Genomic DNA, 318 nt, shown 5'->3' with positions numbered 1-318 from the left:
GCTGGCTGAAAACACCGGCAGAATTGGGCGGCAAGGAACGCTATCGAAATATGATTTTGTTCCATAATATATTTCTTCCACTCCTGCAAGAGTGTCCTAAGAATGAGCTAAAAGAGATAGCCGACACGCTCAAGGCAACAAAGGAACTGATGTTAAAAGTGAACAGTCTGCGCCAGCAGGCTGGTTTGTCCGCAATAGAAAACTAACATTTCATTTGGTGATTGATTAACTGCTTGTGAAAACAACCGATGGAACGCCGGATGCGGTGAAAGTCGCACGTCCGGTGTGGAGTGGGGGAAAATCCGGCGATAACTTCAA

The 318-nt window shown here is 46.2% G+C and carries 1 pseudogene; it reads left to right on the top strand.

Going from position 1 to position 318, the window contains the following annotated elements:
• A pseudogene (locus tag P0G09_RS17065) lies at positions 1 to 206 on the top strand (group II intron reverse transcriptase/maturase); the annotation flags it as partial.
• Positions 207 to 318 lie beyond the last annotated feature (112 nt).

The sequence above is a fragment of the Faecalibacterium sp. DFI.5.82 genome, assembly GCF_029076575.1.
Classification (GTDB): Bacteria; Bacillota; Clostridia; order Oscillospirales; family Ruminococcaceae; genus Faecalibacterium; species Faecalibacterium duncaniae.
This window is presented reverse-complemented; position numbering and strand designations above follow the sequence as displayed.